Below are 22,258 nucleotides of genomic sequence, written 5' to 3'. Positions count from 1 at the left end.
ATGGTATAAAGTTTACATTATTCAGCTTTTAATAAACTTGTCTTTTAAAGCTTGAATTTGCGCGTCCGAAACGCCGATGGAAAGCAGATAGCGTTCGGCATTGCCGTAACGGCGTTCTACATGGTGCAGCATATCCATCATATTGTCCGGATCGCTCCCAAGAAAGCTCTCGTAAATTTCCTCTGGCACCGCAGGAGGGCGCGCGCTCCTCAGCTCTTCCATAATCGGAGCGATACATGAAGCCGTAAGGGCGTAGTCCTCCGCAATCGTCTCATGCGGGACGCCGGCTAGATCCAACAATAAAGCAGCCACAACGCCTGTCCTATCCTTGCCTGCCGCGCAGTGGAAGAGCGCCGCATGACCGCCGCTCTCATCGGCGAGCAAGCCGAATACGCGAAGCAGTTCAGTCTGAGAGCTCTCGATCATGTTGATATACAAGTCTCCCAAACTGCGAATTTCCGCACTGCCCGCGGCCGACGGGTTGATCAGACTGACATTGTAATAGTTCACTTTATCGGAATCGCTGAACACATTCTTTTTACTCTCGAGCTCCTTGGAGTGCCGCAAGTCGATTACCGTGCGGACTCCCTTGTTCATTAGTGCTTGCCGGCTCTCCTCGGTCAACTTGTGCAAACCGTCCGCCCGGAATAACACTCCCCAACGTGTCGTTCGTCCGTCATTCGTCTTGTATCCGCCTAAGTCGCGTACATTATAGGCGCCTTCAACCTGAACGACGCGCTGTTCACTTTCCAAATGTGTATGCATGAAGCAGCCTGCTTACATATCGAATTTCTTTATTTGCTCATATACCAGATCGTTGAGTTCATAGACCGCTTCTTTTGCACCGGCTATATCGCCGCGCTCAAGCGCTTCGTAGATTTGCATATTGGCCCTTTTCGCTTGTCTCGGTTTGGACAAAGTTTGAGAATTCATTTTACGGTAGGAAACCGTCCTAAACAGATACTTGCCTTTAACTTGCTCGAGCACCTGAAGCATGTTCCGGTTTTTAACGGTTGACACAATCGTTTCTACAAATTGCAGATAGCTTTCGTAATAAGACGAATAGTCCTCCTCTTCAGCCGCGAGGATTTGCCGGTCCAGATGGCTTAGGAGTGCCTCCAAATCAAAGGAAAGCCCCCGTTTGACAGCCATATCGAACGCATAGAGCTGCATAGACACGAGCACTTCAAACATTTCGTGAAACTCACGTAACGATATTTCTTTGACGAAAACGCCGCGTCCCCGGCTCGTCTCCAGGAAACCTTCGTTCTCCAATAACGAGATAGCCGCCCGAATCGGGGTCCGGCTCATATTCAGCTCATCGGCCAATTCATTCTCCGACAGCAGCGTGCCGGGCAAATAATTGCCGTTAATAATGCGCCGGCGAAGCTCTTGGTATGCTTTCTTTTCCAGTGAAGGCTTTGCCGCTCCTTTCATTTGAATTATGGGTTGTTGATTTGACAAAGGTGAATTCATTAACGCAGACCGCCTTTTACGAAGGAATCAATAATTTGACGCTGGCGAATGAAAAATCTTCGGTCAAATGATCCGGAAGGCTGCCGAACCAAGGACGCTTGCCCGTAGTAACTGGATTTTGCTCGTAAAACATGGCTTTGTTATTGTTTTCCAACTGTACGGACTGCATGATCTCACTCTTTTTCTATTTTTTTAAAACTATGACTAAGGCAATTATTCAACTTGTATGTAAGCTGTATATTATCTTGGTATTGAGTTTTTATTAACTGTAGAGCTGGAATGACGTAAGAAAAACCGCCAGGGATAAATCGATCCCTGACGGTCCTTTGTTTTCGTGCTTTTTCGGCAGTTATCCCACGGACATCTTCAGATAGTCCAACTCCGCGGTATCCCTTTACGTGCCTATCGTTATGTTCATTTTGGCTTGCCGTTAAGAGGCTAAGTGGCATATGTGTTAGAGCTTGGCTATCCAGACCGGGCTGGCTTAGGACGCCTACAACGCTCTTGGAGTATAAAAGCCCTAAACTAACAGCCGAGAACAAATCTATCAGCCCAAATATATTCCAGGCAATGAAACCGTTACGAAGCTGTTTTGAACGGTGTCCTCCGTTTTAGCGCAATAACGAGCGGAACACTTATGATCGCAGCCACAATATCACCGATTCCGGCGGGCCAGCCAAACAGAGGCGGCAACATACCAGTTAGGGCATCGATAATGAAAAAAATGCCGACTATTCGTAAAAGGTGCATGGCGACTATCAGCCATAAGGGGATGGCGAAAAGTGCTTCTCTCATGCTTCTGCTTATCGCATATACTAGTAAAAAGCTCATTATTGATCCACCCAAAAATAGACCGAAATAGACCGGCGGCTCGCCTGGCTGGTCAAAAAGACCGACTAGGCTCATCGTAATCGATGCTACAAACCACACTGCTATAATCGCTAGCAGCCCTAGCTGTATTTTATTATTTTTCATCATCCTAACAATTCTCCTTTTTGCTTAATTGATTGAAATAGATTCATTAAGCGTCGTAATAGTGAATTTGTCTCCTTATATGTGTATATACACCCATTATGATGAGATGTCAATTCGTTGGTATTACTTCGGCAGGGAACCGCTAAAGGATATTGCCCGATCAGCGGAGAATCGTACAGCGGCTCACGCCGGTCCGTATTTTCCAAGGAAAATGTGCCATGGCGAAATTTTTTGTATTTTTCAAGTAATCGTTCCCCCATAAAAATAGCTTCTTCAACTTCGCCGGCTCGTCGATCTCCATGCGAACAAAGCTACGACAATTAGCGAAAGGACGCTCACTGCAATGATAGCAGAAAATCTGAAACCAAAGCTCCTTGTTTCGCCGGACGTCATGTCTTGTCCGGTTGCCCCTGCACTCATGTCCTGCCCGGACGCTCCGGTGGTCAAGTCCACTTTGTTCACAGGCATGTGCGCCTCTCCAAGCTGTGCGATCACGGTGTCCGCCTCCGCCGAGCCGAGCGGCGACGTCCGCTCGCACAAGCCGGTCTCCAGCTTCTCCGGCGCGCCATACGCAAACACGAGATAAGAACGCCCCGTCTCGAAGCCTTCATAACCGCAGCTGTCGCTGCTTCTTGCCGTATGGACCACCACTTGTGTCGCGTCGACTCCCTTCCAAGCGGCATCCACTTCAAACAGCACCTGCACCGAATCGGCGGTAGACCGAACCAAGCCTTGCCTCGGCAGTTCGATCTCCAATACCGTTCCCGTGAATACCGCCGTCTTCCGCTCCACATCTTCGGCGATCGGCGGCGGTTCCGCGCAAGAACAGGCCCCTGCCTCCGACGGCTCCAATGCAATGACTCCCGAAATCAGAAGCCAGAAGCAGAGAAACGCCATTATGTATTTTCTCATCATAACATCACCTCACCCATATATGCGCTTGCGTTGCTCTTCTACAATCGCCCCCGGACAACCCCTTTGTTTTATTGTACATCTTTTCAAACGGGACAAATTTTTAGTTTTTGATATTTTTCGGCAAATTCGGCCGTCGCCTCCGGCGTGAAATCCTTAAAACGAGTTTTTCGTCATTGCCTCTAACTGTTGAATCATTCCCCCTAGTTACTCTAACGCTGAAAATCGAAAAATGTTACCACTCCATAACGAAGAAAGACCGCCGATTTTTTGGCCGGCAGCCTTTGTCCGCTTCGCTATGTCGTCGTTACAGGTCCATTACGTCCAGACCTATTCGCGAGAACCGTTGGATCATTATTCCCACGCCTCAGGAGAGAAGTTCCTTGTTGGCTTTATTTAGCGATTTGTTTCATCTTCGGTGCTGCCGTTATCGCGGGAGGTTCGTTAGCTCAAAGAACTCGCGTTCCGGTTTCATCAATTTGGTACCTTGTTCCGAAACAAAATATATTTCTTTATCGCTTTCATATAGGACTCTTACACTTATAGTTCCAAAATCGACAATACTGGTACGCTCGCGTGGCGACGTTCCTTCTTCCCAATCAATGGCGTTGTTAATGAGATCGGCAATGGCAGTAATTTTGGCTTTATCATTTATTTCGTCACAGTTTCCATCACCTTCTCTCAGGTAAATGCAAATAGTTGACGGCACATTACGAATCCAGGTTGTTGAAGTGAAGACTCGCTGCTTATCGAATACAACCACTGTTTGGTCATCCAGTTCATCATAATGAGCCCAAATCCACAACTCGCCGTCAAACCCTTCTTTTCTTCACCTGGTATTGAATCCTACTGCCTGCGTGCTGTTAGCCATACGTGTTGTACTATTATACTCATTCTTCCAACCATGGCCGGGAAGTTGACGTAAATAAAAGTCATGCCGGGATGATGGACATTCCTGCATACGGGTCATACGAGTCATGCGCATTATTCAGATAAATAAACCAACCCGCTGCGATTAAACCGGCTACTAAGCCAGCTATCAGCCATTTTGCATGTTTCATTCCGTTTCAATCTCTCCCACATATACTTGGTTTTGCTCGCCGTCGATCTGGAACGCGACGAACAACCGGTCCGAGGAAGGACCCCACGCGTAGTCGATGACTCTGACATAGTCCCGCATGACAAAAGCGGGCTCCGTTCCGTCGTCGCGGCTCACCACGAGCTTCGCGCCTGGAATTTTGTCATCGACGCTCCAGCCGATTGCCCCGAGCAAATACGCAAGATGACGCCCATCCGGCGAATATTGAAGACGATGGGGACCTACGCTCCCGCCGCCGGCGTCCATTTCGTAGTAAGGCGACTCGTAAAAATCTCCTCCGTCCGCATATGAGTCGTTCTTCTTCGTATATTCATCCAACCCGTCAGGCCAAGGAAGGCGGCCCGCTTCATCCCCGTTGCAGTCATACCAAGTAAACTTGCCTTGATCCGATATAAGCAGCAGAGGTTTTGCCGGATGAATCTCGACATCCGCATAGTACATATCGGACGTATCCAAAATCTGCTTCTCGGTACCGTCTTGCAAATTAACGACCTTCACGCCGAACACATCATCAAAACCGTTGTACGCAACAAGACATCGATCCTGTTCAAGCCAGTTGATGGTACCCCAGAAACCCCGTTCATAAGACAAAACGGTTTTCTTTCCCGACTCAGTATCATAATGCGCCAGCGTATGTTCGGGACCGGCTCCGTCTCCCAAGTTTTTGTCTGTTGCGTACAAATAATAAAAGCCGGTTCCGTCACTGAGCCATACCGGGCTCCAATCACCTTCACCTTTGGTCCATTGTATTTTCTCACCTGTTTTAACGGATACGCCCCATATGCCCGCAATATCCATACTCCACTCCGCAGTCCAGTCGCCGGAAGGGCTCGTTCTTTGCCATTTGCGGACACCCGTATCTTCCTCGATTTCTCCGATTTCCTTGATTACCTTCTCGCCCATATCGATTTCGGCATAATACAAGCGATCCGCTGAAGCGTCCCGCACCTTCACATTCAGTTGGCGGTCGCCGAGCACTTCCAACCGGTGAATGTAGTGATTAGGGGGCAGCTTTACATATTGATCGAAAGGAATGGCAGGCTGCGGTTGAACCGGCTTCTGTTCCGGTCCTGGTCCCGGTCCGACCGCGGCATCCTTTATAACCTCCTCGCACCCCATCAGCACAAATACGAATAAACATACCATCGCAAAACGTACCGCAATCCTCACGCCTCTTCACTCCCCCGGAAATATTATTGGACTATCTTAATGAGCTTCCCGCCGCGGCCTAGGTCAGCGAACATCGGTCGTCCATCGGCATGCTCCGACGGTTTGGCTGTTGCCGACATCAAGCCAACGTCCGGTACGAATCGGAAAAAGACGACGTCCGAAAAGTGCAAGTGCAGTCCCGGGAACTCTATAATAAATTCGGCTTCATTGTTCGAATCAAGATCCTGAAAGCTCGGTTTTCCCCACACATCAAAGAAAGACCATTTATCGTGCTCCTCTTGGTAGGTCAAGTAACCGACTCGACCCGGTCCATTGGAAAACAGCTCGACACCGCCCAAAATATAAAACTGTTTTCCGGAGACGGGAAAATACCGCTCGAGCACGTACAGACTTCCATCTTTCTCTTCCAAAACACTTGAAGATAACTCGTCCGGTATGAGGTAACTTTTGTCTGACACCTTGATATATCCGCGCAACATGCTGCGAGAACCGTCTTCACCGGGCTCTTCGTATATATCCAACACCACGGGGGTTCCCTTGAAGGCGCCGAACGGTACCGATTTCAACTGACTCCAGTCGTCTTGAGGCTGTTGTATGGGGACATCGGTCAATTGAACAGGAGTATACTGCAGCTGTATGATTTCGGGTAAAACATCGTCTTGTTTCTGTTCGGCGGCAGACGACGAATCTACAGTAGAAGTCGTTTCGGTATTCGTCGGCATTGGTTGCCGCTGCACTCTCGAGCAGTTCCTGTCCCTGCTCCTGCGCAGCGCAGCCCGCAACGAATGCCGCGATTAATAATATTGCTGCTGTCTTGGTGTACATTTAATCGAGAACCCCCTATGGATACTACATATAAAGACGCTCATAAATGAAAAATGTTTCTACTCCACACTTGCTATATTCCTATCCAATCGAGGATCCCACGCCGGCGGTGATAGGGTGCTTGCAAAAACCGTACGCTCACTATACCAAAGCCTCAGAAGAACTGCTGTGTTATGATTCCTGTATGAAAGGACCGTCGTCTTATATCCCTGTTGTAACGAGTCTTTACGTCCACGTCCTGAGCGAACGGGAGAATGAGAGAACCTTTTTGAAAAAGGTCACCATCCCCCAGAATCGCAATCAAGCACCCATCAAATCAACCATCGTCAAGATAAAAATAACCGCCGTCTCCGGCGGTCATTCGACTTTCTCCGTATTATCGCGATAATAGCGATTTATAAAGCTTAATGACGCTCAAGTGCATGCCTTCATGATATAAGTTCAAACTGAGGAATTGTTCCGGCGTATCCAGTGTTATCCCGGCGGAAGTTGTGTAAGGCGTAACCTTTTCCTGCAGTCGGTTAGCAAGAGCTTCATGAATCCGCTGATGCTGTTCTTTGAGGAGCGTCTCCAGTTCTTGCAGTGTTGGAACGAGGACGGAGTCCGGAGTATTTAAGGGCGAGGTTCCGTATTCAAACCGTTCCTTAAACCCTTCAGGCAAATGCTGCGGAAGACCTATGTATTGAAAGGCGAAACGTTCCAGCACGACATAAATATGCCCAAGATTCCACCGGATATTATTGCGGAACCCATCGGGGATCCGCTCCGCGAGCTCCTCAGTGACACCATCCATCAATTTTAAGGTCTGGCTTCTCACGAAGGCTAACTGCTTGAATAAAAAATGTTCCATCGTCCCCACTCCCTACTTTATATTAGCGGTAATTTTACCATAAATATGTATCGTTGCAATCCGCCCGTAAAAAACAGGTAAGGCAACCAATCTTGTTTCATCGGTTGCCCTAATTACGGTTCATATTCTCCGGTATAGTTATCGTTCAGGAGGCGAAATCCTCTTCCATCAATTCTGTGTTGATGGCGACAGCCGCCGTACTGCCGGCCGCCGCTGCCACGATCAGATGCGAGGGGGCGCCTGAAGCGGCTTCCCCGGCGGCAAACAAGCCGGGTACCGAGCTTTTTCCCGATTCATCGGTAAGGATTCCCCCCAGCTCCGTCGCTTCATAACCAAGCTCTTCGCGAAAGACAACCTGCGGCAACCACTGCGGTGTCACGAAACCTCCCCTTCTTTCAATCCGCGAACCGTCTGTGAATTCCACCTGTCGCAGCTTCCCTTCGCTGCCGTGGAATGCCGCTACCGTTTGTTCCGTCACTATGATATTTCGAGAAGCAAGCACTTGCTTTTGCTCATCCGTCAGAACGCTGCGGCCGTTTGTGCAGATGACGAGGTCACGGCTCCAATTGTAGAGCAGCTTGGCCATATAATACACTCTCGGACTCTCCGACACCACAATCAGCGGCTGGTCCCGAAGCTCCCAACCGTCGCAATAAGGGCAATGAAACAGGCTCTTTCCGTACATTTCCGTTAACCCGGGAATATCCGGAAAAATTTCCTTAAGACCGGTTGCGATCAACAGCTTGCGGGATCGGATCGGTTCGCCGCTCTCCGCGATGATCCGAAAACCGTCTTGAAGCTTGCTGACATCCGATACTTTGGCGCGATAGTACGCTACCGAAGGGTAACGCAGCACCTCCTCGTAAGCGATGCGCCGAAACTCGGCCGGACTAACGCCGTCACGGGTAAGAAAGCCATGAGAGGCATGCGTAACCGCATTTCGGGGCCGATTGTTATCGAACAGCGCCACGCTTCTTCTCGCCCTCCCCAACACCAATGCCGCATTTAGTCCCGCCGGACCTCCACCTATAATTGCGCAATCGTACTCCATAGTTATCCTCCTTCCGCAGTGCGGAGATATACTTTCCCATTAAGGATATAACAGACTTATTATGTCTGTAATTAAACCGGAAAAGAACGGCGGATTATCCAATCCCCTTGAATTGTCCGGCCAGTTCGGATATTTTTTTATTCTGCAAATATTGTTCCATCTGCCGTTCGGCTTCGATTACGACCTGTTGAATCAGACACTCGCTGCCGTGGTTGAAGCTGCATTCGAACAGCGAAGCTGTGCCTTCGATCGCATGAATAATGTCCAGAAACGAAATGTCTTCCCGGTTGCGTCGAAGCCGATACCCGCCATTTACGCCTGACACGGATTGGATTAACCCCGCCTTGACCAACTTGGTCAACATTTTGGACAGATAGGTTTGGGAAACGCCCAATTTTTCGGCCAGAAGTTGGACGCTTACAGGTTTATCCGGTGCTTCACTCACCAGATAAAGCATAGCATGAAGCGCGTAATCCGTTGCTTGGGAAAATTTCATGGATCACCTCAATAAAAGACTTTATGACCCTATAATAGCTTTATTTTGTCTCTTTGGCAAGTGTGCATGCCTTTTATTGAGTGAGAGCCACGATGTTAATTAATTGCGGATTAATTTATCTCTTCGTTTATCGATGTAATCATATTAATCTTGCCTTGAATATCCGTACGCAAAAACGCTTTTGTTTCTTCGTTTCCGGTAAGCTCAAGCAAAACCGGTTCCTCTTCGTTGCTTGCTATAACAGAAAACGTTATGAACGGACAGCATTTCCGTTCCATGCTCACCCATTCATTCACGAGCCGCAGCGTTTCCGAATCTCCTGGGAATTGATATTGGTACCCGTTTTCAAGTTCCGTTATGCCGATCCTTCTTGTCTCCAACTCTCCCCAAATACTTTTGTATTCCGCCCGCTGCTCTTTCGTAAAAACCGTATGGCAGCAAGCGACCGGAAATTGTTTACTCATGTCGCCTATCCCCTTTCACTTTGTACTGGACACCCTTTTTTATTTACATCGTCTTCCAATTCAAGTTATAATCGAAGTATAAAACTTAAAGTTAACTTTAAGTCAAGGGGTGTTAATAGTTGTGGCAGGGCTAAGTATTGGTCAACTCGCGGCAAGAGCAGAATTAAACGCATCTGCTCTGCGTTATTATGAGTCCGTCGGTTTGCTTCCTGCTCCGGAACGCAAACACGGACAACGCCGGTATGACGAAGGGCTGCTGGACCGCATTCATTTTATCAAAATCGCGCAGCAGACCGGTTTTAGCATCCAGGAAATCGTTGTTTTGCTAGAAGGCTTTGAAGCCGGGGATTCGCTTTCGGAGCGTTGGGAGCGGATGGCGAAGCAAAAACGCTCCGAACTTGAAGAGCGAAAGAAACAAATCAATTCGATGATACAAATTCTAGACAACGGGCTAAGCTGCAAATGCCTTACCTGGTCGGAATGTTTAGAGAAAATTGAAAAAGCGGGACGTGTTAGGAAGCGGGGTAAACTGTAATGTTGATGGCAGTATTCATTTTTGTGCTTGCCGGTCTGGCTGAGATAGGCGGTGGGTATCTGGTTTGGCTTTGGCTGCGGGAATCGAAGCCTTTTTGGTATGGAGTCGTCGGTGGCATCATACTAATTTTGTACGGCATCATTCCAACACTGCAAAGCTTCCCATCATTCGGGCGAGTCTATGCCGCTTATGGCGGCATATTTGTGGTTCTAGCCGTTCTGTGGGGCTGGATTATCGATAAGAAGACACCTGATATGTACGACTGGCTAGGAGCGACTATTTGCATTGTAGGCGTGTCCATCATGCTATGGGCACCTAGAGAAGCATAATCACAGTACGGACATGTGGAGCTCATTCGTCGGTTATGGCAATGTTTGGTCATAATAAGGCAAAAAAGTTGCCATAATTGAACAATTGTTGCCATAATTCATTCAGCGATTTCTTTACGATCAAGGAGCGCGCGGTTGTGTAGCTTCGCTATTTACAAACCGATAGTCGGTTTATATAATGAGTAAGACGATGTAAAGTGATCGACGTAAATACGGTTAAACATACAGGAGGGACGACTTTGAAACAAGAGGAACGCAGGCAGCAAACTACAAGGCTTGTGCTTGATACGACCAAAGAGCTGATACGGGACAAAGGCTGCCATTCCATCACGATGAAGGACATCATGGATAAATCGGGCTTGTCCAAGGGGGCTATCTTCCACTATGTGAAGAGCAAGGATGAAATCTTTGTCTGGGTATTGCAGGAGCGGCTCGAGGAGACGAACGAGCGTTTTATGAACGAAGTGGAGCAAGGCCGCCGATCATTCGATGAGCCGATGCAGAAGATCGCGGAGAGTATTTCGGCGTATGAAAATGCTCAGGATGTGACGAACAAAGTGCTGATGTATTTGCTCGGGAAGGAGGAACAGCCTGTTATCGCGGAAGCGCTCAAGCAGTATTATGAGCGGTCCGTGTATTTATCCAGGAAGTGGATTGAGACCGGCCAACTGCGCGGAGTTATTCCGGAATCGGTCGATGCGGATAAAAGCGCCGAAATGTTCGTTCTTCTGACATTCGGATTGCGTGTCCGTTCCTCCATTCCATTTGCGCCGGCTGCTTTTAAGGCGCAAGATTTCTCGTCGTTTATTATCGATATTTTGAAATCCCGATAATGGGAGCGGAAGGATAGATCTATTATGAACTTGTGGATAACGCTTCATCTGATTGGAGTCGTATTATTCGTTGGAAATATCGTCACGGCAGCCTTCTGGAAAGTGCGGGCGGATTTGACGAAAAACCCGGTTGAAATACACAGTGCAGTGAAGAATGTCATGTTTGCCGATTATGTATTTACGATCCCGGGTCTCGCACTCATCATCGTCTCGGGCAGCGTAATGGCCGCACGAGCGGGATTTTCGCTGTCGGGGTTAAACTGGCTTACTTTATCGCTGATTTTACTAGCCGTTACCGGAATCATCTGGGCGGCCGTTCTTATTCCGCTGCAGCGAAGAATGATCTGGTACAGCGCCGAATGCATCGAGATCGGCAGCATCTCCATGTCATACCGTGATGCTTCCCGTTCTTGGGCTATCTTCGGTATCGCCGCTACACTGCTGCCGCTCGTCATTTTGTACCTTATGGTTATGAAAGGTTTCTAATAGCCCAATCCTAAAGGGGGAGATCCGGATGCTGCCATTCTATGTGCTTGTTGCAGCCTTTCTGCTGTTCAAGGTTCTCGGCCTAGTCGGCCTGTCCTATTTCGAAGGCTGGCATACTTCGCTTCAAGGAGCGGTCGCCGTCATGCTGCTTCTTACCGCTTCCGCTCACTGGAGAACCAGACGCCCTGACCTGATCCGCATGGTTCCGCAGGCTTTTCCAAGGCCGGATTGGATCGTGACGGCCACAGGGTTGCTTGAAATTGCCGGAGCTGCCGGCATTCTGTTCCCTGCCACCTCTAGAGTGGCTTCAATTGGTTTGGCGGTGCTGCTGATAGCTATGTTCCCCGCCAATGTTCGGGCGGCCAGGGAAAGATTAACGATCGGGGGGCGGCCGGTACCTGGGCTGTTTGTCCGGACAGTGCTGCAGCTTGTCTTTATTGCGGCGGTCCTTTTGGCGGGTTAACGACGCACAATATATGGGGAAAGTTTTTTTGCCGGATCGTTTGCGATTCGGCTTTTTTATTATTATGACATCACCTGTCACTATTAGAATTTACAATTAGAACCAAGCCAGCTAAACATAGTTGGAGAACAAAATATAATTTAAGGAGCTGTTAATCATGACATTGCAGTTGATCCCCTTTATCATGCTGGACGGAAATGCAAAGGAAGCAATCCTGTTTTATGAAGGATCGTTAGATGCAAAAGTCGCCTTTAAGCAAACATTCGGAGAAGGACCGGAAACCGTACCGGAAGAAGCTAAAGAACGTATATCCCATTCCGTCTTGAAAATAGGCGAGGCGGAGCTGTTTATTGCCGATACTTTCCCAGATGAGCCCAATCAGCCGGGACATCGAGTTCAAATCTGCATCACATCTCCCGATATGGAAAAATCAAAACAATTTTACGATGCTTTGCAGCAAGGCGGGCAAGTCATAACACCTCTTCAAGAAATTTACTTTAGCCCGGCCTACGGTGTGATAACGGATAAGTTCGGTGTTACGTTCCAAATCTTCACTCGGAGATGATAGGAGATCGAAACTTCAACGGCTCTGCTCGCACTGCTTGCGATAGAGCCGTTGGTTGTTTTTCACGAATTATTCAGCTTTACTCGGAGGTTTTTCGTACTTTCGTTTCATCGTCATCGGTGGAAGCCGCCGGAGCACGTCAGGGTCCCTGGCGAAAACCGTTCGCTCACTATTCCCTAGCCTCAGAATCACACCAGTTTTGACACCAGTTTTATGCCCGAATTAATTCCGGAGGGGAAAATACGGGTCTAATCCAGGTTTGATTAGAGGTTGATTCAAGGTTTGGCTGAAGTCGATTCTAGATTTGGTACGAGGTTGATGCGGGGGTGATGCAAAATTTGAATTTCACGTGATTATTTTCTGGTCCTGAGCGAACGGAAGAGTGAGAGAACGCTTTTTTGACAGGTCCCCTTCACTTTCTTTGATGTAGTTAGTATGTTCAATTGTTCACGAAAGTGATAGCCGGCCGGTTTCAATCAGGGTCTCCGCCTCGGTTCGCCTTACCTCGCATCCGTCCGCACTTCACCTTCGATCGGAATAACGATGACGCCCTTGTACTCTTGGTTATCGTCTCTGTTAATAAGACCCAATTGCGTTTCGACGCGATCCTCGTTGATCGTTCCATATGCCAGCGAATTCACGATAAAGCTATCCGTGAAATATACCGCTTCGCCAAACGGCTCCGGCGTAGTCCCGGTCTCCCGCTTTTCGCCGAGATTGTCCTTCTGCCACCTCACGACCAACAAACCGTCCGAATCGACCTCAGCGTACCAAGTCATCCCCTTGTAGTCTTGCTTCACGCGAAGCGCCTCGCCTTTAGGGAATGTTAGCTTGGTGGTAAACCCTTCCCCCGTCAGCGGGAGCCGCTCCACACCGTTCTCGTAGACGAAAAGCAGACCGGTGACGATTTCGCGCGCCTTCGTCAAGTCTCCGCTCATCAGTGTTTCGTAATCTTGCTGGCCGGACGGCGTGCGGATAACGGCGCGCTTCTTCATCGCATTGTACGCGACGCGACCTCCAAGCGTCTCCGAAATAAAACGCAGCGGCACGTAAGTACGGTCATGGAATGCAATCAACTGTACCATCGTTCGCCCTTTCACGAACAATACGTCTCCTCGCAAAATGGATTCCAATGGATAGAAACAAAGTTACACGAGAACATTTTTATCCTGTAGTAGCATTGTCGCTTATGTCTATTTATGATAGTTTTGTTAAAATTCGATGAAGATTTAGTCCGCTGTCTGGTACGGGAGAGTGATCTATGAGTTCCAAATGGCGTATGATCGGAAAGGTATGGATAGCTTCGGCTTGGTGCGGCGCGGCACTGTTCACCGTGTTTCTTATGGCGTCTTCTTGGCCGCGTTATTGGCTTTACATCATAGCGGAGAAGTCAACGATGGGATGGCTGCAAAGCGTTCTTTTGTTTGCATGCGCATTCGCGGCAGCAATGCTTGCTTCCCTTGCCTGCGCCGGTGAAAGCGCGAGACAGCGCCAATGGCTGTGGTCGGCGATGGCCGTTGCATTCGCAATGCTGATGCTGGATGAAAGATTGATGCTGCACGAAAGGCTGCGCGAACGATTTCTGGAGAGGAGCGGCATGAAACTTTTGCCCTGGATGGCGGCGGGGGACCTGGTAATGCCAATATATGCGCTGTGCGGATTGGCCGTCTTTTACTTTTTGTTCCGTGAAATGTCGGCGTACCGGTGGCCGCGAATTTTTTTAATGGCTGGGGTCGGATTTGCCTTGGCAGCGGTTGCGATCGATTCCTATCACACCGTCGCAGTATTGCCGCAGACCGTGGAGGAGCTGCTGGAGACGGGAGCTAACCTCTCGTTTTGGTCGGCGATGATGAAGGCGGTGTTTCACGAATTGGAAAACTGGAGCAGGACGGGGTGACATTTCCATAAGTCATCGCCTTACAATGGAAAAAGTCCGCTTAGCCTTATTGACGACTAAGCAGGCTTTTTTGTTGTTAGTTCCGGCCATTTTACTTTACACTCTTAATAGCCGAGGGTAAGAACGATTTTACCGCGGCCGTGCCGAGTCTCGATCATTCGGTGAGCGGCTTCGACTTGCTCGAGAGGGAACGTCCGGCGAATGTGAGTGCGCAGCTTTCCGCTTGCATGCAGTTCGACCAACTCTGCAAGCCGGGCCGCAGAGCGCTCACCTCGAACGAGACGGAGGCCGAGCTCTTCAATAAGGTCGTATGCGACAAATGTGCAGATACGGTTCCTATCCTTAACGAGCTCCACAGATGCACGGACGGCATCTGCTCCGGCCGTATCGAACGCGGCGTCCACGCCTTCCGGCGCAATAGCCCTCACCCGTTCGACCAGCCCTTCCCCGTACGTGACCGGTATAGCACCAAGCGAACGAACATACTCATGGTTGCTCTCGCTGGCTGTGCCGATGATTTTTTTGGCCCTCCACTCTTTTGCCAGTTGGACGGCGTAGGAGCCCAATGAACCGGCTGCGCCATGGATCAAAATCGTATCTTCCGGCCCGACTCCAATTGCCTTGAGAGCGATATAAGCGCCTTGACCGTTGCCTGTCAACCCGCCGGCTGCTTCCCAAGACATGGACGCGGGTTTGCTTACGATTTGATCGGCTGAGACTACAACATATTCCGCGTAGCATTTGAACATTGAGAAACCGAGCACTTCGCTTCCTACGGAAACACCGGTTACTCCATCCCCTACCTGGTCCACAATGCCGGCGAATTCATTCCCCGGAATTTGCGGAAGTTCAATCGTCACACCTTGCGGTTTCCAACCGCTTCGCACCGCGCAATCGTAATGTTGCACACCGGCCGCTTTTACCCGAATCCGTACTTGACCCGGTCCGGCCTGCGGATCCGGAAATTCCATCACCTTCATGACTTCCGGCCCGCCGATGGAAGCAAAGGCAGCAGCTCTCATATAATAATGCCTCCTTGAATAATGGAACAAAAATAAATTTATTGAGGAACTCTTTCACGTCTCGAGGCTTCTCTTCTCAGGAAGACTTGCTGATTTCCTCTTGTGTAATGCTATTTTATTACGATAGATTAATAAATAAAAATATATTTTTATATATTCTTATTATTCCTTTAAGTATATAAGTAAGTATCCACGCAGCCTGCTCAAGCTAGACATGATCGCAAGTTTGGCTGTGCCAAGTTTCACTACGGCACAACGTGGTTCATTCGTGCACCACCGTGTTTCACTATGAAACAAGCCGCCCGGTTTACCCTGTTCTTGTTTCACTGCGGCACAACGTGGTTCATGCGTGCACCACCGTGTTTCACTATGAAACAAGCCGCCCGGTTTACCCCGTTCTTGTTTCACCGCGGCACAACGTGGTTCATTCGTGCAGCACCGTGTTTCACTATGAAACAAGCCGCCCGGGTTACCCCGTTCTTGTTTCACCGCGGCACAACGTGGTTCTTTCGTGCATCACCGTGTTTCACTATGAACCAAGCCGCCCGGTTTACCCCGTTCTTGTTTCACTGCGGCACAACGTGGTTCATTCGTGCACCACCGTGTCTCACTATGAAACAAGCCGCCCGGTTTACCCCGTTCTTGTTTCACCGCGGCACAACGTGGTTCTTTCGTGCATCACCGTGTTTCACTATGAAACAAGCCGCCCGGTTTACCCCGTTCTTGTTTCACCGCGGCACAACGTGGTTCTTTCGTGCATCACCGTGTTTCACTATGAACCAAGCCGCCCGGTTTACCCCGTTCTTGTTTCACCGCGGCACAACGTGGTTCTTTCGTGCATCACCGTGTTTCACTATGAACCAAGCCGCCCGGTTTACCCCGTTCTTGTTTCACTGCGGCACAACGTGGTTCATGCGTGAGCGGGCGAGGGAAATCCACAATGAACCGAGTTCGGAAGCGGTCGGCGAGAGGCTTAAACAGTGCATTTTGCCAGGGGAAGATTGTGTGCTTATCCTCAACCGGACAACATGCGGCGAAATTTGCGAAGGATGACGATACCCAGTTCAACCCATATGAAAGCGTAGACGAAACAAAAGAGATAAATATATACAAGTGCGGTGAATTTTATCGAGGTGGAAACGGACGGCCCCAACAACGGGAAGCGCAAGCCGTAAAGAACTGCGGCAATTCCGGCGAATAACGACGCGGAAGCCGCCAAAATCAAACCGATCCTCTTCTCCAGTTTGATAAAGGCGGCGCCCAGCACCAGTCCCAGCAATCCCGTTGTGAAAGGAAAGACCGCCAGTTCAGAAGGCTGCAATACAAGCAGAAGAATGATCGTCAAAAAATACGCGGTTATCCCGGAGCGAATCGAATAAACCGCCGCCATAAGCATGGGGGCCGTAGCCAAGGGGCTGATGATGTAACCGATCCCCGGCAGCAAGCCTCCGGCTGATTGAAGGACGGCGGCTAAAGCGCCCAGAAAGGCGATATGGATGATCTCTCTAGCATTGGTGTTTGCACGCTGAAAGTGGCCATGAACGGCACGTGCGTCCTGAGTCACAGCTTTGAAAAGAAACATCGTCATTATTCCACAGCCTCCCGCAGCGCAAACCGAAATATATCGTTTACACCTTCTTGATCCGCCACAAAGCGCCAGTATTCGGTTGGGGAGGTTTCCCGGTGATCGGACTTCCCAATATCCCGAAATCGACGACATAGAGTACGCTGCCTCCGGGATTGAACTTCGCTTCCACCGGACGGATCGGTCCCCGCTTGTTCGCTTCGCCCAGCGGATTGACGAGAAAATCGCGGACTTGGCCCGTATCGATATTTGCCCGCACCACTTTATAACCGTATAATTTCTCATGCTCCTCGAACCCCAATCCTCCCAGCTGCGCAACGAATATTTGCCCCGCGTAACCGAAATCGCGATTCGTCGAGAAATCGAACTTATGCGAAGCGCTGTGATGCTCAAAGCGCACCTGAGGCTGGCCGGCAAGCGCCGGATGCCGCTTCAGCACGAACGTGGGCTTCGGCTGGCCTTCGACATGGAAGTGCGGCAGCGTAACCGGCAGCCCGCTGTAGAAATCCGGCCACCCGTGCCACCCGAACGCGGTTACCTCCCAGAAATTGTCCCAATCCATGCGGATTTGCCTGCTTCCGCGCGGATCCGCTCCGTTATCGGTCAAATACAGTTTGCCGTTGAACGGTGAAAATTTAAGGCCGAACGGATTGCGGAACCCGTCGGACACGATTTGCAATCCGCTTCCGTCCGGATTGCAGCAGTAGAGTACGCCGTTCGCCAGCCCCTTTCCCCGAACGATCTCCCCGTCGTAGCTTGGCGTGCCGAACGGTTTGTACACCCCGGTCACCGCGACGTCTTTCTCCGGAGTCAATGGATTGGGACTAACGAAATTTGTGCCGTTGAGCACCACATCTCTCGCCGGCGTATCATGAAACCGCGGGTGCATCTTCAGCCACTCCGCGTTGTCGGCGCCGACCACCGCCGAGTTCGTCGCGGTGCCGACCGTGAAATACAGCCTGCCGTCCGGACCGAATTCGACATCCCCCGTGAAATGATCCCCGCATGTCGGAAGCCCCGACACGATGATGTCGCGCCTGCTTCCGTCAACCGATATGCGCGTAATCTTCCCGCACCCCGGTCCGTCTCCTCCTGCGATCGCTCCCTCAGCCACATAGAAATATCCTCCGCGACAGATGATCCCGGTTACCGGTCCTTTAAATCCGCCGGCTACCGGAGTTAATTGGCCGCCTCTTCCCAATCTCAAAATTCTTCCCTCTCCCGGAGGGGCGCCGTACGCATAACCGGCCTCCACGATATATATATTGCCTTGGTCGTCGAAGGCCATCGTCGTGGGATAGGTTAATCCTCCGGCGACCTTTTCCAGCTTGTATCCTTGCTCGAGAAAATAACTTCCGTACTCTTGTTCCCGGTAGCCGGCCTGTTGTTCCGCGCCTTCCAATTGCTGCAAAGTGTTTTTCAGCGCAAGCAAAGCGTTGACTTGAGCCGTTTGGCTTTCTACAAGGAACTGCAAGCCGGAGTCAAACGCATGGGACGGGGTAAAATAAACGGAGTAGCTCATATATTCCTGAAGCAGCTGCTCTTCCCTGTGAAGCAGCTCTTCAACCGTCTTTGAAAACGGCTGATATTCAACGTGCATCGGAAATAAGTGCGGACGTATTCCGTGCGCGGAGGCGAGCCGCATCAATTGGGACAATTGCGCCTCCTGTTTTTGCAGCAAGCCGGACATCACGTTCTTCAAATTCGCGTGAGGGTTCGTTTGATTCAAATAATGGTAAAGCTGTGTGTTGACCCACTCCCAGCGGTATTGTTTTTCGATCATTCCGTGTGGAATATAACCCGCCATCGCCGTGCCTCCTTCTCTAACTTCTTTCGCGAACACCATATAATGTATATTCCGGCCTATTGCCTAATATGTAAGGACCAGAAGCAATGCAATAAAACATACTGCGAGCCCGTCCCGCCACCCCGGCTTCAACGCATTGCGACGTGTTCTCCCTTCCCCTCCCCGGAAGCAGCGGGCTTCCATAGCGGTGGAAAGATATTCTGCCCGCCGGATCAGCCGGGCAAGCAGAGGGACTATAAGACCGGACCATTCGGCCGCCAGGCGGATGATATTTCGGCTGTGGAAATCCGCCCCTCTGGATGCTCGCGACATGATCAGCTTATCGATTTCTTCAAGCAGGATTGGAATAGAACGAAGTGCGATGACAAACGTAAATGCGAAATCGTAAGGGGAAAATCCCAAACGGCGCAGCGGCTGAAGAAGCGACTCAAGTCCTCCGGCCAATTGCGCGGGCGAGGTGGTTAAACTGAATAAAGATACCGCAATGATGAGCAATACGAACCGGACCGACATGAAAAATGCTTCCCGCAATCCCGCGTCATAAATGTCCACCCATCCCCAAGACCACAACAGCCGGCCGTCGTTCGCCTGCAGCTGCACCAGACAGATGATAAGTACGAGGAACAGGACGCTTTTCACCATACGTAATACATACAAAATAGAAGTGCGGGAAACCCAAATCGCCGAAAATGCGGCCGCCGCGTGCAGACCAAGGTTCAGAGCCGTATCCGCCGCAAACAAGCCTGCGACATACAGGGGCAGGATGAACAGCTTAGTACGCGGGTCAAGCAGGTGAAGAAAAGTTTTCCCCGGAACATACAGTCCGACCGGAAATTCGCCGAATCGAGCCACTTATTCGACTCCCTTCAACATTTGCGCCAAATAGGTAATGAGCTGCCGTTCTTTAACGATGCATTCGACATTACCACGCTCGGGGAGGACCGGTTCGAGCCGATCAATGAGCTTTAACAACGGTGTGTCCTGCAGTCCCGCTTCCCTCAATTCCCGCAACCGGTGGGGCGCTTCTGCCGGGCTAAGATCCGCGTGCACCTTTCCCCCGTGCATCGCCACGATCCGGTCCGCATGCTCCAGCGCCTCTTCCAACCGATGTGTGACGTAAACAATCGTCAGTTTTTTCTTCTCATGAAGCGACCGGACCAGTGCAAGAAGCCCGGAACGGCCGGCCGGATCCAAACCCGAAGTAAGCTCATCCATTACGAGGATGCTCGGTTGTCCGATCAAAGCTCCGGCTAGAGCGACTCTGCGCATTTGCCCTCTGCTCAGGCGATAAGGGGAACAATCCGTCAGCCGGTCGGAGGACAATCCGACTTGCTCCATCGTTTCCATCACGCGCGTGCGGATGACATGCTCAGCCATCCCCCGCTTCCGCAGCGAATAGCCGATATCGTGTAAAACCGTCTCCTCGGTCAGCTGGTGTTCGGGATACTGAAACACGTACCCTACATGCTCCCGAAGCTCCCGCAAATTCGTACGATAATGTCCGGCCATCCGGTAAGCGCCTACCCGCACCTCTCCCTCTTGCGGCAAAATGAGCCCGTTGATCATCTGCGCTAATGTGCTTTTTCCCGAACCTGTGCGCCCCATGACAGCGACAAATTGCCCGGATGGAATGTGCAGAGAGATTCCGTTCAGAGCCGCCGATTCGAAAGGCGTCCCTCTCGCGTGCCGAAAGCTTACTTGCTCGAAAGCAATGTCCATAGTTCCTCCCGAAGCCGATCTTCCGTTGTCATATCCGGAGAAAGGCGGATGCCTTCGCGGAACAGCCCGTCTCTGATTCGTACGGCAAAAGGAGGCAGCAACCCGGCTTCGTACAACCAATATGAATTTTCCAGCGCCTCCCGCACCGTTCCGTTCGCGAAAACAGTTCCTTCGCGGAGAATGACAATCCGTTGGGCCCAATATATTTCCTCGGGCTCATGCGTAATATGGATGATCGCCATCCCCTGCCGGTGCAGTTTACACATTGCGCGATACACGTTCTGCGCCGCCAACGGATCGAGCATGGAACACGCTTCGTCGAAGATGACCGCTTTCGGCTCCATCGCCAACACCCCGGCAATCGCGAGCAGCTGTCTGCGCCCCGGGGATAAACGGGAAGGATCGGTGTTTTTGTAATCCGCCAGTCCGAGCTGCTTCATAACCGCTTCGGACCGTTCTCTTATTTCAGGCTCCGGAACCCCAAGATTCTCGAGCCCGAAGGCGATGTCATCCGCTGCCGTCTGCCCGACCGATTGCTCGTCGGGATTTTGGAACACCATTCCTGCTTGGCGGCGTATGTCCCATACATCTTTTTTGTTAAAGGGATTCTTGCCGAACACGGTCACTTCCCCCTCGACAGGAAAGAGCAGAGCGTTCATTAACCGTGCCAGGGTGGATTTACCGGAGCCGTTGCCGCCCGCCACCGCGACCCATTCCCCTTGGTAAATGTCAAGGTCAATTCCCTTCAGCGCCCACTTCTCTTGATTGTCATACCTGAAAAATACGTTTCTCATCGAAATAATCGGCTTATCGGCGCCCTTTTCCATCTTTCCTCCCCTTTCTCACCGCTATATATGCCTGAGGGGACGGCAAAAGAACCTCAAACAAAAAACGTTTGTCATACCGGAAATCAGGAGTTGCATGGCAAGGTCACGCCGGTATAAAATATATTTAAATTAACACTGTTTATTTATTGGAGGTTTTCGTGCCCGAGAAAGACACATCAGACGCAGAGGCCCGCCGCAATGTCACCCGGCGGAGCCGCCGCAAAGAGCAAAAAGAAGAGCTTCGAAGCCATATCCTCCGAACGGCGAGCGAAATGTTCCTGGAATCGGGATACAATCACTTTTCCATGAGGAAGCTCGCTGAACGGATCGGTTATTCCGCGGCAACGCTGTATTTGTATTTCCGCGACAAAGACGATCTGCTGTTTACAGTCGTTGACGACGGGTTCGCCCGGTTTCAACGGCAGCTTGAGGTAGCCGCGGAGAGCGGGGACCATCCTTGGGAAAGACTCGGACGGTTGGCAGAAGCGTATGTTCTCTTCGGAATAAACAATCCCGCCTATTATCAATTGATGTTCATGTGGAGAAGCGATTATTTGACCCAATCCCGCATCGGAGAGGACGCGCCTCGCGTTCAAACCTTCGAGATTCTGATCGATGCCGTGCGGGACGCTATTGACCGGGGCGTTATGCAAGAAGGCGATCCGAAAGTATACAGCGACATCCTTTGGGCCATGATGCACGGAATTGTCGCGCTTTCGATCCAGATGCCCATGTTTGATAACGAACGTACGGAGAAGCTGACAAATCAAGCGAAGCAAATGATTTACAGGGCCTTTCACAAATAGGCCCTATTATCTCGACTTTTAGTTAACACCGTTCAGTAAAATTCGATTATTTGTTAAGGAGTTGGT

General features: G+C 50.4%; 29 protein-coding genes. 9 read left to right on the top strand and 20 right to left on the bottom strand.

Annotation, left to right across the window (positions count from 1 at the left end; translation table 11 throughout):
• Positions 1-21 precede the first annotated feature (21 nt).
• The 13 genes from JET16_RS25480 to JET16_RS25425 all read right to left on the bottom strand — a co-directional run bounded on the left by JET16_RS25480 (position 22) and on the right by JET16_RS25425 (position 9,318).
• Complete coding sequence (locus tag JET16_RS25480) at positions 22-765, bottom strand: tyrosine-protein phosphatase (protein ID WP_199621989.1); 744 nt, start codon at positions 763-765, stop codon at positions 22-24.
• A 12-nt stretch (positions 766-777) separates the two neighbouring features.
• Positions 778-1,476, bottom strand: a complete 699-nt coding sequence (locus tag JET16_RS25475) for a GntR family transcriptional regulator (protein WP_233532241.1) — start codon at positions 1,474-1,476, stop codon at positions 778-780.
• Between the two features lie 16 nt (positions 1,477-1,492).
• Complete coding sequence (locus JET16_RS25470; protein ID WP_199621986.1) at positions 1,493-1,645, bottom strand: hypothetical protein; 153 nt, start codon at positions 1,643-1,645, stop codon at positions 1,493-1,495.
• Between the two features lie 410 nt (positions 1,646-2,055).
• Complete coding sequence (locus JET16_RS25465) at positions 2,056-2,454, bottom strand: hypothetical protein (protein WP_199621983.1); 399 nt, start codon at positions 2,452-2,454, stop codon at positions 2,056-2,058.
• Between the two features lie 270 nt (positions 2,455-2,724).
• Positions 2,725-3,366: a hypothetical protein gene (locus JET16_RS25460; RefSeq protein WP_199621981.1), complete on the bottom strand. Its 642-nt coding sequence runs from the start codon at positions 3,364-3,366 to the stop codon at positions 2,725-2,727.
• A 424-nt stretch (positions 3,367-3,790) separates the two neighbouring features.
• Positions 3,791-4,168 carry a hypothetical protein gene (locus JET16_RS25455; RefSeq protein WP_199621979.1) on the bottom strand — a complete coding sequence of 126 codons (378 nt, stop codon included), beginning with the start codon at positions 4,166-4,168 and terminating at the stop codon, positions 3,791-3,793.
• Between the two features lie 127 nt (positions 4,169-4,295).
• Positions 4,296-4,424, bottom strand: coding sequence for a hypothetical protein (locus tag JET16_RS30680; RefSeq protein WP_267908754.1), 129 nt, complete (start codon positions 4,422-4,424; stop codon positions 4,296-4,298).
• Positions 4,421-5,632, bottom strand: a complete 1,212-nt coding sequence (locus tag JET16_RS25450) for a hypothetical protein (protein ID WP_199621977.1) — start codon at positions 5,630-5,632, stop codon at positions 4,421-4,423. Before JET16_RS25450 ends, JET16_RS30680 begins: the two co-directional genes overlap by 4 nt.
• A gap of 23 nt (positions 5,633-5,655) precedes the next feature.
• Positions 5,656-6,354, bottom strand: coding sequence for a hypothetical protein (locus JET16_RS25445; protein ID WP_199621975.1), 699 nt, complete (start codon positions 6,352-6,354; stop codon positions 5,656-5,658).
• Between the two features lie 479 nt (positions 6,355-6,833).
• A complete protein-coding gene (locus tag JET16_RS25440; RefSeq protein ID WP_199621973.1) occupies positions 6,834-7,307 on the bottom strand; it encodes a DinB family protein in 474 nt (157 codons plus the stop codon).
• A 145-nt stretch (positions 7,308-7,452) separates the two neighbouring features.
• Positions 7,453-8,358 (bottom strand): NAD(P)/FAD-dependent oxidoreductase, encoded by a 906-nt coding sequence (locus JET16_RS25435; RefSeq protein WP_199621964.1) that lies wholly within the window; start codon positions 8,356-8,358, stop codon positions 7,453-7,455.
• Between the two features lie 94 nt (positions 8,359-8,452).
• Entirely contained in the window at positions 8,453-8,854 is a 402-nt protein-coding gene (locus tag JET16_RS25430) for an RrF2 family transcriptional regulator (protein WP_199621962.1), read from the bottom strand.
• A gap of 110 nt (positions 8,855-8,964) precedes the next feature.
• The gene (locus JET16_RS25425) at positions 8,965-9,318 is read right to left on the bottom strand and encodes a hypothetical protein (RefSeq protein ID WP_199621960.1); all 354 of its coding nucleotides are present in this window, start codon (positions 9,316-9,318) and stop codon (positions 8,965-8,967) included.
• A gap of 121 nt (positions 9,319-9,439) precedes the next feature.
• Here JET16_RS25425 and JET16_RS25420 point away from each other — a divergent pair, with 121 nt between their 5' ends.
• From JET16_RS25420 to JET16_RS25395, 6 genes are all read left to right on the top strand, one after another.
• Positions 9,440-9,853, top strand: a complete 414-nt coding sequence (locus JET16_RS25420) for a MerR family transcriptional regulator (protein WP_199621957.1) — start codon at positions 9,440-9,442, stop codon at positions 9,851-9,853.
• Positions 9,853-10,182 (top strand): YnfA family protein, encoded by a 330-nt coding sequence (locus JET16_RS25415; RefSeq protein WP_199621955.1) that lies wholly within the window; start codon positions 9,853-9,855, stop codon positions 10,180-10,182. The genes JET16_RS25420 and JET16_RS25415 overlap by 1 nt, the downstream gene beginning before the upstream one ends.
• Before the next feature lie 239 nt (positions 10,183-10,421).
• On the top strand, positions 10,422-11,015 hold the full coding sequence (locus JET16_RS25410) for a TetR/AcrR family transcriptional regulator (RefSeq protein WP_199621953.1): 594 nt from the start codon (positions 10,422-10,424) through the stop codon (positions 11,013-11,015).
• Positions 11,016-11,039: 24 nt separating this feature from the next.
• Positions 11,040-11,501: a DUF2269 family protein gene (locus tag JET16_RS25405; protein WP_199621951.1), complete on the top strand. Its 462-nt coding sequence runs from the start codon at positions 11,040-11,042 to the stop codon at positions 11,499-11,501.
• Between the two features lie 28 nt (positions 11,502-11,529).
• Complete coding sequence (locus tag JET16_RS25400) at positions 11,530-11,964, top strand: DoxX family protein (protein ID WP_199621939.1); 435 nt, start codon at positions 11,530-11,532, stop codon at positions 11,962-11,964.
• A gap of 157 nt (positions 11,965-12,121) precedes the next feature.
• Complete coding sequence (locus JET16_RS25395) at positions 12,122-12,529, top strand: VOC family protein (protein WP_199621929.1); 408 nt, start codon at positions 12,122-12,124, stop codon at positions 12,527-12,529.
• A 500-nt stretch (positions 12,530-13,029) separates the two neighbouring features.
• Here JET16_RS25395 and JET16_RS25390 read toward each other — a convergent pair whose 3' ends face one another.
• On the bottom strand, positions 13,030-13,629 hold the full coding sequence (locus JET16_RS25390) for a stalk domain-containing protein (protein WP_199621926.1): 600 nt from the start codon (positions 13,627-13,629) through the stop codon (positions 13,030-13,032).
• Positions 13,630-13,790: 161 nt separating this feature from the next.
• On the opposite strand from JET16_RS25390, the gene JET16_RS25385 reads away from it, so the two are divergent.
• Entirely contained in the window at positions 13,791-14,426 is a 636-nt protein-coding gene (locus JET16_RS25385; RefSeq protein WP_199621923.1) for a hypothetical protein, read from the top strand.
• A gap of 104 nt (positions 14,427-14,530) precedes the next feature.
• On the opposite strand, the gene JET16_RS25380 is transcribed toward JET16_RS25385, so the two are convergent.
• Positions 14,531-15,448 carry an NADP-dependent oxidoreductase gene (locus tag JET16_RS25380; protein ID WP_199621920.1) on the bottom strand — a complete coding sequence of 306 codons (918 nt, stop codon included), beginning with the start codon at positions 15,446-15,448 and terminating at the stop codon, positions 14,531-14,533.
• A gap of 288 nt (positions 15,449-15,736) precedes the next feature.
• Here JET16_RS25380 and JET16_RS25375 point away from each other — a divergent pair, with 288 nt between their 5' ends.
• Positions 15,737-16,501 (top strand): hypothetical protein, encoded by a 765-nt coding sequence (locus JET16_RS25375; protein ID WP_199621897.1) that lies wholly within the window; start codon positions 15,737-15,739, stop codon positions 16,499-16,501.
• Here the strand turns inward: JET16_RS25375 and JET16_RS25370 are convergent.
• The 5 genes from JET16_RS25370 to JET16_RS25350 form a co-directional block, all read right to left on the bottom strand.
• Positions 16,464-17,036, bottom strand: a complete 573-nt coding sequence (locus JET16_RS25370; RefSeq protein WP_199621894.1) for a hypothetical protein — start codon at positions 17,034-17,036, stop codon at positions 16,464-16,466. The two genes, JET16_RS25375 and JET16_RS25370, sit on opposite strands and share 38 nt — an antisense overlap.
• 40 nt (positions 17,037-17,076) lie before the next feature.
• Positions 17,077-18,840 carry a PQQ-dependent sugar dehydrogenase gene (locus tag JET16_RS25365; RefSeq protein WP_199621891.1) on the bottom strand — a complete coding sequence of 588 codons (1,764 nt, stop codon included), beginning with the start codon at positions 18,838-18,840 and terminating at the stop codon, positions 17,077-17,079.
• 63 nt (positions 18,841-18,903) lie between these two features.
• The gene (locus JET16_RS25360; protein ID WP_199621889.1) at positions 18,904-19,692 is read right to left on the bottom strand and encodes an energy-coupling factor transporter transmembrane component T family protein; all 789 of its coding nucleotides are present in this window, start codon (positions 19,690-19,692) and stop codon (positions 18,904-18,906) included.
• On the bottom strand, positions 19,693-20,559 hold the full coding sequence (locus tag JET16_RS25355; RefSeq protein ID WP_199621887.1) for an ATP-binding cassette domain-containing protein: 867 nt from the start codon (positions 20,557-20,559) through the stop codon (positions 19,693-19,695). It abuts the gene before it with no gap.
• On the bottom strand, positions 20,535-21,386 hold the full coding sequence (locus JET16_RS25350; protein ID WP_199621885.1) for an ATP-binding cassette domain-containing protein: 852 nt from the start codon (positions 21,384-21,386) through the stop codon (positions 20,535-20,537). The genes JET16_RS25355 and JET16_RS25350 overlap by 25 nt, the downstream gene beginning before the upstream one ends.
• Positions 21,387-21,544: 158 nt before the next feature.
• On the opposite strand from JET16_RS25350, the gene JET16_RS25345 reads away from it, so the two are divergent.
• Positions 21,545-22,192 carry a TetR/AcrR family transcriptional regulator gene (locus JET16_RS25345; protein WP_199621883.1) on the top strand — a complete coding sequence of 216 codons (648 nt, stop codon included), beginning with the start codon at positions 21,545-21,547 and terminating at the stop codon, positions 22,190-22,192.
• Positions 22,193-22,258 lie beyond the last annotated feature (66 nt).

Origin of the sequence: Paenibacillus alkalitolerans (assembly GCF_016482785.1) — a bacterium.
Taxonomy (GTDB): domain Bacteria; phylum Bacillota; class Bacilli; order Paenibacillales; family YIM-B00363; genus Paenibacillus_AE; species Paenibacillus_AE alkalitolerans.
This window is presented reverse-complemented; position numbering and strand designations above follow the sequence as displayed.

Bases quoted from the DNA above. Each gene is read 5' to 3' on its own strand.
- JET16_RS25480 (WP_199621989.1), bottom strand. From the start codon at position 765: ATGCATACACATTTGGAAAGTGAACAGCGCGTCGTTCAGGTTGAAGGC.
- JET16_RS25475 (WP_233532241.1), bottom strand. From the start codon at position 1,476: ATGAATTCACCTTTGTCAAATCAACAACCCATAATTCAAATGAAAGGA.
- JET16_RS25470 (WP_199621986.1), bottom strand. From the start codon at position 1,645: ATGCAGTCCGTACAGTTGGAAAACAATAACAAAGCCATGTTTTACGAG.
- JET16_RS25465 (WP_199621983.1), bottom strand. From the start codon at position 2,454: ATGATGAAAAATAATAAAATACAGCTAGGGCTGCTAGCGATTATAGCA.
- JET16_RS25460 (WP_199621981.1), bottom strand. From the start codon at position 3,366: ATGATGAGAAAATACATAATGGCGTTTCTCTGCTTCTGGCTTCTGATT.
- JET16_RS30680 (WP_267908754.1), bottom strand. From the start codon at position 4,424: ATGAAACATGCAAAATGGCTGATAGCTGGCTTAGTAGCCGGTTTAATC.
- JET16_RS25445 (WP_199621975.1), bottom strand. From the start codon at position 6,354: ATGCCGACGAATACCGAAACGACTTCTACTGTAGATTCGTCGTCTGCC.
- JET16_RS25440 (WP_199621973.1), bottom strand. From the start codon at position 7,307: ATGGAACATTTTTTATTCAAGCAGTTAGCCTTCGTGAGAAGCCAGACC.
- JET16_RS25435 (WP_199621964.1), bottom strand. From the start codon at position 8,358: ATGGAGTACGATTGCGCAATTATAGGTGGAGGTCCGGCGGGACTAAAT.
- JET16_RS25430 (WP_199621962.1), bottom strand. From the start codon at position 8,854: ATGAAATTTTCCCAAGCAACGGATTACGCGCTTCATGCTATGCTTTAT.
- JET16_RS25425 (WP_199621960.1), bottom strand. From the start codon at position 9,318: ATGAGTAAACAATTTCCGGTCGCTTGCTGCCATACGGTTTTTACGAAA.
- JET16_RS25415 (WP_199621955.1), top strand. From the start codon at position 9,853: ATGTTGATGGCAGTATTCATTTTTGTGCTTGCCGGTCTGGCTGAGATA.
- JET16_RS25405 (WP_199621951.1), top strand. From the start codon at position 11,040: ATGAACTTGTGGATAACGCTTCATCTGATTGGAGTCGTATTATTCGTT.
- JET16_RS25400 (WP_199621939.1), top strand. From the start codon at position 11,530: ATGCTGCCATTCTATGTGCTTGTTGCAGCCTTTCTGCTGTTCAAGGTT.
- JET16_RS25395 (WP_199621929.1), top strand. From the start codon at position 12,122: ATGACATTGCAGTTGATCCCCTTTATCATGCTGGACGGAAATGCAAAG.
- JET16_RS25385 (WP_199621923.1), top strand. From the start codon at position 13,791: ATGAGTTCCAAATGGCGTATGATCGGAAAGGTATGGATAGCTTCGGCT.
- JET16_RS25380 (WP_199621920.1), bottom strand. From the start codon at position 15,448: ATGAGAGCTGCTGCCTTTGCTTCCATCGGCGGGCCGGAAGTCATGAAG.
- JET16_RS25375 (WP_199621897.1), top strand. From the start codon at position 15,737: ATGAAACAAGCCGCCCGGTTTACCCTGTTCTTGTTTCACTGCGGCACA.
- JET16_RS25370 (WP_199621894.1), bottom strand. From the start codon at position 17,036: ATGACGATGTTTCTTTTCAAAGCTGTGACTCAGGACGCACGTGCCGTT.
- JET16_RS25365 (WP_199621891.1), bottom strand. From the start codon at position 18,840: ATGGCGGGTTATATTCCACACGGAATGATCGAAAAACAATACCGCTGG.
- JET16_RS25355 (WP_199621887.1), bottom strand. From the start codon at position 20,559: ATGGACATTGCTTTCGAGCAAGTAAGCTTTCGGCACGCGAGAGGGACG.
- JET16_RS25350 (WP_199621885.1), bottom strand. From the start codon at position 21,386: ATGGAAAAGGGCGCCGATAAGCCGATTATTTCGATGAGAAACGTATTT.